Genomic DNA, 6,843 nt, shown 5'->3' on the forward strand with positions numbered 1-6,843 from the left:
AAATCCCAAAATGTCACACGCATTGTCACGGAAGCTACAGGGCGCTATGAACATGCGTTCGTGTTTGCTTGTGACCAGGCCAACTTGTCCATTGTCGTGGTCAATCCTGTCAGTATCAGGCGCTACGCCCAGGCCATCGGTGTACTGGCTAAAACGGATAAGATCGATGCCAGTGTCATCGCCCGTTTTGCCGCAACCATTCAGCCGGAGATAAAACCCATCCCCGACAAACAGTCCCGCCTGATCAAGGACTTACTTATTCGCCGTAGCCAGCTACTTGAAATGCAGACCATGGAGAAAAACCGCCTCCAGATCTTGCCCAAAGCCCTGCACCGCTCTATCAAAACATTGCTACGCTCGCTGGGAACTCAGATAAAGACTATCACCAAACAGATCGATGAAGCCGTTATGCAGGTCAAGCATTGGCGGACCAAAACCGAAATCCTGACCAGCGTGCCAGGTGTCGGTAAAGTCCTCGCGTACACCTTGCTCAGCGAGCTTCCAGAGCTCGGTAACCTCAACCGTAAAGAGATCGCCGCACTCGTAGGTGTCGCACCCATGAACCGTGAAAGCGGCACCTGGAATGGCAAACGGCGTATCCGCGGAGGCCGTCACCGTATCCGTACGGTCATGTTCATGGCGATGCTGTCATCCATTCAATGTAACCCGGTCTTCAAGCGCTTTTATGAACACCTGAAGGCTCAGGGTAAGCTGCCAAAAGTGGCTATTATTGCCTGCATGCGCAAGCTCATTGTGGTGCTAAATACCATGCTCAAGAATGAGACACGATGGGGCGAAAATATTGCGTAAATATTAAACTAGACACCACAGTCACTTGTTAGTTTTCGTTACTAAATTGGGCATTGGTATTACCAAATACTGAGTTTGCTACTATAGTCAGATACAATTGACTCAAAAAGTTCAAGTATTTCAAGCTTTGAACGACCAACGGCTGAGACTGAAATTAGCTCGTTGAACTCAATTTCAATATATTTATTTAGTCTTGGGTTAAGCAGGGTACCAGTCTTCCATTCCGAGCACTTACCTTCAAGTGAACCTGCGAAACTTAGTAACCAGTAGATAAGTAACTGCCTATAATCTGCAGAGCCAAAGTTTTTACTTGTACATTTTACTTCTATTAGATTGTTACCTACTGCAAAATCTCCACTACCTTTTGAAATCCATTGAAAGCCAGGTATATCTGGGGATACTATTATCGAGTAGCCACTTTTTAACTCAAAATGACGAAGAGCTGTAACTAGATTCAGTGATGTTTTTCTTGCTACATTAAGGTCATTTTCTGTTAGTTCATCTGGTAACTTTGCATCAAAATATTTTGACTGTCTTTTTAGAGCAATGTTTAAACATGACTCCCAATTTTCATTAATTTCTCCATTCATAGCCTGCTCAGTTCTAGCATAAGCAACTTCGAATAGCATTGCAGCATTGGTTGATGTTTTATTTATTAAGATAGAAGAAACTGGCTCGCAAGCAGAAATACTTTTCGCTTGCCTGTTGAGGTAAGTAATAATTGACGGCAATAGTTGTGGAAAAAGAAGATCGCAGATGCCAGGAATATCTCTAGCCACAGTCCTTGGGTCTTTAACTGGTAATCTATGGAACCGCATTTTTTCCTACCCATGCTGTATATAGAGATTCGAACGATGCATCATTCTGCTTCTCAAAACCAAGTTTCCATAAATGGCTAATAGAGTTTTCTACTTGGTTTCGAAAATGTGAACCATCATCACCAAATTGAAAAGAGGCAAGCCAGAACATTCTTTGAACTTCTGGACTCAGGTTTGGCCATTGATTCCGAATTTGTATAAATGAGGGACGGTCTTTCCAATGTCTCATACAATCAATGCATGCCCGTCTAAGTGTGCTTGAGTTGGTTTTATCAAAGACTGTCTTGTAAACATACCTAGACCTTATATCTGTTTTTGTATGTCTCAATATTCTAAGAAAATGTAGACTGTTTGCTTCAGGGAGTAGAAGGTGCACTGAAGTAGTAATGATATCATCAATTAGCCTATCAATTTGATCGAATATATGTCTGTATTTTTCATCACTTCTTAAAGAGCCAATACCACGGATTATTGTAGACCATGAACCTCTAAATGAATTCAAGTTTGAAGGCGAAAGCAACGTTTGACATAGATTTAAAGCCACATTGGGGTCATGCAATTTGAGCGTTCTACTAATCTGCGTTATCAAAAAAGCATCTGGCTGACTTTTATGAACTTCAAGGCTTAGAAGGTTCTGAACGTCTAGTTGATTGACTGTTTCAATTAAATTTTCATAGTCTTCATGGGGATTATCTGAATACGGATCAAAATGTAAGTCAATTTCTTTGAGTTTACTTGCACTATCATCATTAGAGAATAATTGCGCATGAACAAAGTTTTCGTAATGTTGTGATTTTAATATCGTAGTCTTAGACCTATTGAGAGAAAGTCCGTAATCTGCAAGGGCATTTGAAAGTATAGATAGTGACCTATAAGCTTCTGCTTGGCTCTCAGCAATCAATGTATAATCATCTACATATCTATGCCAAATGACACCTGACTGAGTTAAAAGCTGATCAATAGAAGTCATTAATAGTTCAGCTAAAACACGAGAACACTGTCCTCCAACAGGAAGACCAAATGACCTCCCTGATGCAATCTTGTTTAATAACCTGTCGATTTGAGTAGCTACAGTGGAATTTGATTCAAACAAATCTGCTATGCAATTCTCAATTCTATGGTGATAGATGTGTTCATAGAAACTTGATATATCAGTTTGTACAACATACGCATCAGGATTTTTTAATGATGGATTATTAATTGTAGCTTCTTTATATGCTCTCCATGATTTATCACGATCGAATATACTTTCGCCTTCATTTATAAACCTATATGAGTGAGCGAAATCACTTCTATGTTTTTCATTTTCTTCCGCTATCGAGATAGCTAGGCCGTTTAAATAAACATTCCAAAATGGGTGAATTTTTGTAGATATTCTAAACCCACTTACACCAGTTGGAGATAAAAGTCGCTCTGTAAAAATATTCAGTGAGTTTAATTTGTCTTTAGCATTTTTTGACCCGCCTTTCTCAAGGCTGCTAAAAAATTTAAATGCCACTTTCGCGAGCTGATTCTTTTTGTCTGATATAAATCTATTATCTATGTCAAATGGCAGCATATCATTATCGCCATGAGAACCAATATCCTCTGCGGCTCTAATAAAATGCTCTAATGTGAGTTCTTGCATAATACATCCAAATAATGCGTGTAAACGATAATGTTGAGAAACTAACGCCAGCCGTAACCGACGCATTTGTAGTGAGCAAAGCGAACGAAAAATGCGTCCGCGTTTACGGCTTTGTTAGCTGTGCTATCGACTGCCATAAGAACGCACCAATTTTTGAAGCTCTTCAATTGATAGGACATGCTTATTCCGATGAAGCATCGAGTGGCAGTTGGGACAAACAGGGCGTAAATCTTCTTCTGGATTTATTTCGTATTCTTCCCGAATCTCAGACAGCGGCTTCAAGTGATGAACGTGTATATATCCTTTGCCAATTTGCCCATAGAAAAGCTCGAAGTGGAAATTGCAGACAGAACAATTCATCCCCCATTTCTTGATGCAGCGCTCCCTGGCTTCAGGGTTACGCTCATAGGCGTTAACTGAAACTGTTTTAGAAGCACCTTCTTTAAGTGAGCTACCTTCGGGCAATTCGTCGGCATAAGTTATTTCCGCACCTCCCGTTCTTTCCAACCATAAAACTTCCAGATTTGAAGCAGCCTCTTCTGGAATCGTTTTGCCTGAGCCTTGCGAATCCCAAACCTTTGGATGAAATGCCTCTAACTCGGAGCGATCAATTTTTATTTGTGATGCTGGATCATAGAGCCGATCAAAATTCACCATCACATACAGCGATTTTTTACCGGCTTTTCTTTTTCCCTCGTTGAAATGAGGTTCTTCGAACGGCGCTCTCGTGACGTAGCCAGAACCGAATATTCCTTTGTATCCTTTGCCTTGCTTCGTGAGAAATACTCTTGAACCTACCGGAATCTTCTTTGTTCGGCCGCAACTCCAACGCTGAATTACTTCCCCTGCAGCATGTGCCTCAAGACGCTTTTGGAGGTTTTCGTAACCCCATTCATCCGCCTTCCATGTAAGTAAAAATGTGCTCATATGTTCCTTTTACAGCTAACAGTCTGTTAATGAGGTCTGCGACCTCATAATAATTATTAGCGGGTATACCTTTTAATTTTGCAAATAGTCAGCATCACAACAATAACCCCTTAATTTAATTGATCTTCAAAAAGCAACCAAATCGCGACTCAACGTAAAAAGGTAAAATACAGCACCAAACCAGTGAAAAAAGGTATTAGCCATGCAATCAATAGAGTCGAGCCGCAAGAGCTCTGCGAAAGAAGTATGTTGCTGGTGCATCAGCCGAGTTCCCTATGCTTGAGGCTGCCGACATCCCGCTGGCATTGGTCTCAGAATGCCCTGCCCTATTGAGGTTTGCAACCGGTCAAGACAAGGTTCGATTGATCAACCGAAGGTAAAATGCCAGCTCGGCCTCAAGTACTTCAGCCTGGTTCTGTGGTTGACGAAAGCCGTGTCCTTCATCGGGGAAATAATGGGTTTCAACATTCAGGCCTTTGGCACGCAATCGCTCAACCATAGAAGCTGTTTGCTCGGGCAGTACTACTTTGTCCTGTTCTCCCTGGAAGAAGATAACGGGGACTTGAATACGCTCTGCATAATTCAGTGGTGAACGCTGCTGGTAACGTTCAGGATGAACGTCAGGATCGGCTATTAACCAGTGCAGGTAGCGGGATTCAAACTTGTGTGTCAGCTCATTCAAACGAGCAGGGTCACTCACACCATAGAGACTGGCGCCGCCCTGGAACAGGTTGGAGTGACACAGTGCACTCAGCGTTGTGTAACCACCTGCGCTGTTACCACGGATAAACACGGCTTTGGGATCGGCCAAGCCCTGCTTGATAAGCGAGCGAGCGACGGCTTCAACATCCTGCACATCACTGATGCCCCACTGCTGTTCAAGCTGCATCCGATAGTTGCGGCCATAGCCCGTGCTGCCACGATAGTTGACGTCTGCAATCATGAACCCTCGTTGGGTCCAGTACTGGATTGCCGGCTTGAGAATGGGCGCAGTGGTTGCCGTTGGGCCACCATGGGTCCAGATAACCAGAGGTAAGGCTTGATTGGACGGAACACCAGCAGGTCGGTAAAGAAAATAAGGTACCTGCTGTTTTTGTACGCCAGTGCTGAGACTCAGGGGAAGACTCACTTGAAAGTCTGGCGCATCACCACCGGATAACACCAGCGTCTGGTCTGGATCATCTGCGGTCAACTCGGTATCCAGTCGCAGGATAGCGGGCTGGCGGTCACTGAACTCGGCCACACAAGCAAAGTATTGACCGTTGCTGGCAAGCGCATGCAGGCGAGCGGGCATCATTCCCAATTCTACAGGCTCCCAGTCATTGCCATTGTGCTTCCATAACCGTGAATACCCTTCTGACTGCCCCAGCGCCAGCAATTCACCTTCATGATTCCAGCCATAGGTGCTTAAGCCCAGCTGCCAAGGTGCGGTGGTAAATTCGGTATGCGAAGGTGCTTCTCCAGCTAAGGGGACGAAGCCCTCTGTTGTCAGTACTTCTATGCACCACCAGTTGTCACGGTCTACCACCACATGCAATCGACCAGAGGGTGAAAAGCGCGGTTGAGCCCAGGCTGCATCTTGCTTGTCGGAGATCATCGTGCATTCAGTGATCTGGCCTGCTGCATTTAGTTGAGCCAACATTAACCGCGTACAGCGCCAAGGTTGCTGGGGGTGATCCCATTCAATCCATGCGAGCTGCCCTCCATCTGGACTAAGAGCTGGCGAACTGTAGAAGTCAGCTCCTTCTACCAGCGTCGTAACCTGTCCAGTTGCCAAATGCACCGAAACCAGTCGATTGACGGCCTCGCCCCATTCCGCATATTGCGTTTCACTGATGGCTAGCAACCTGCCTCGTCGGGCATCCGGCTGCAGATCGGCAAAACGTGTTTTGGGCTCGTGGGTGAGTAATTGGGGATCATCGTACGTCGTGAGCGACTTGAGCCAGATGGCCTGATCTTCATTATTGACGAAGCAGGCAATGTCGCCTGCCAGGCACCAGGCGCCACCACCATATTCATGGACACGACTGCGCACACTGAATTTGTCGGGTAGCAGGCTAATCGCCTTACCGGAGTGAAAGCGACAGAGTCGATTAAGACCGCTGTTTGAGTCAAAGCTGACACCCATGACGTCTCCTCGGTAAAACCTGAGTGAGGAGTAGTCATGAATGGCGGCAATGGCCTCTTGGGCGCTGAGCGCGGGTTCAGCCGCGGGCGAATACACGTGAGTTACGGTCGTTTCGGAAGGTAATGGGCGCATCTGCAGGAGTGTGCTCAGCCGCCGCACGGGCGTCAAGGATCTTCTGGTGATGCGGTGACTTGCTGCACACCGGGTCAGCGGCGTTCATGTCACCAGCCAGCATATAGGCCTGGCAGCGACAGCCACCCAAGTCGTTTTCCTTTTCGTCACAGGAACGACAGGGTTCCTGCATCCAGTCATTGCCACGGAAGTGGTTAAACCCGAACGACTCGTGCCAGATATGCTGCAGGCTGTGATCCTTCACATTGGGAAATTCGATCGGCAGCATGCGGGCACTGTGGCACGGCAAGGCGGTGCCATCCGGCGTCACGGTGAGGAAGATCTCGCCCCAGCCGTTCATGCACTTCTTCGGCCGCTCTTCGTAGTAATCGGGTGTGACGAAGATCAGCTTGATCGGGTTA

The 6,843-nt window shown here is 45.7% G+C and carries 6 protein-coding genes; 1 reads left to right on the forward strand and 5 read right to left on the reverse strand.

The window, feature by feature from the left end:
* The coding region (locus tag ACN0R1_RS20860) for an IS110 family transposase (RefSeq protein WP_417586085.1) at positions 1-810 on the forward strand (810 nt) is incomplete at its 5' end.
* A 59-nt stretch (positions 811-869) separates the two neighbouring features.
* Here the strand turns inward: ACN0R1_RS20860 and ACN0R1_RS20865 are convergent.
* From ACN0R1_RS20865 to ACN0R1_RS20885, 5 genes are all read right to left on the reverse strand, one after another.
* A complete protein-coding gene (locus tag ACN0R1_RS20865) occupies positions 870-1,589 on the reverse strand; it encodes a hypothetical protein (protein ID WP_417586086.1) in 720 nt (239 codons plus the stop codon).
* Between the two features lie 25 nt (positions 1,590-1,614).
* The gene (locus ACN0R1_RS20870) at positions 1,615-3,255 is read right to left on the reverse strand and encodes an RNA-directed DNA polymerase (protein ID WP_417586087.1); all 1,641 of its coding nucleotides are present in this window, start codon (positions 3,253-3,255) and stop codon (positions 1,615-1,617) included.
* A gap of 123 nt (positions 3,256-3,378) precedes the next feature.
* Positions 3,379-4,182 (reverse strand): HNH endonuclease, encoded by an 804-nt coding sequence (locus tag ACN0R1_RS20875; RefSeq protein WP_417586088.1) that lies wholly within the window; start codon positions 4,180-4,182, stop codon positions 3,379-3,381.
* A 346-nt stretch (positions 4,183-4,528) separates the two neighbouring features.
* A complete protein-coding gene (locus ACN0R1_RS20880) occupies positions 4,529-6,310 on the reverse strand; it encodes a prolyl oligopeptidase family serine peptidase (protein ID WP_417586089.1) in 1,782 nt (593 codons plus the stop codon).
* Positions 6,311-6,386: 76 nt separating this feature from the next.
* A partial coding sequence (locus ACN0R1_RS20885) for an SPASM domain-containing protein (RefSeq protein WP_417586090.1) occupies positions 6,387-6,843 on the reverse strand: 457 nt, incomplete at its 5' end.

Origin of the sequence: Nitrincola sp. (genome assembly GCF_048264025.1) — a bacterium.
GTDB lineage: Bacteria > Pseudomonadota > Gammaproteobacteria > Pseudomonadales > Balneatricaceae > Nitrincola.

Excerpts from the sequence above, each read along its gene's own strand:
- ACN0R1_RS20870 (WP_417586087.1), bottom strand. The coding sequence starts at position 3,255 with ATGCAAGAACTCACATTAGAGCATTTTATTAGAGCCGCAGAGGATATT.
- ACN0R1_RS20875 (WP_417586088.1), bottom strand. The coding sequence starts at position 4,182 with ATGAGCACATTTTTACTTACATGGAAGGCGGATGAATGGGGTTACGAA.
- ACN0R1_RS20880 (WP_417586089.1), bottom strand. The coding sequence starts at position 6,310 with ATGGGTGTCAGCTTTGACTCAAACAGCGGTCTTAATCGACTCTGTCGC.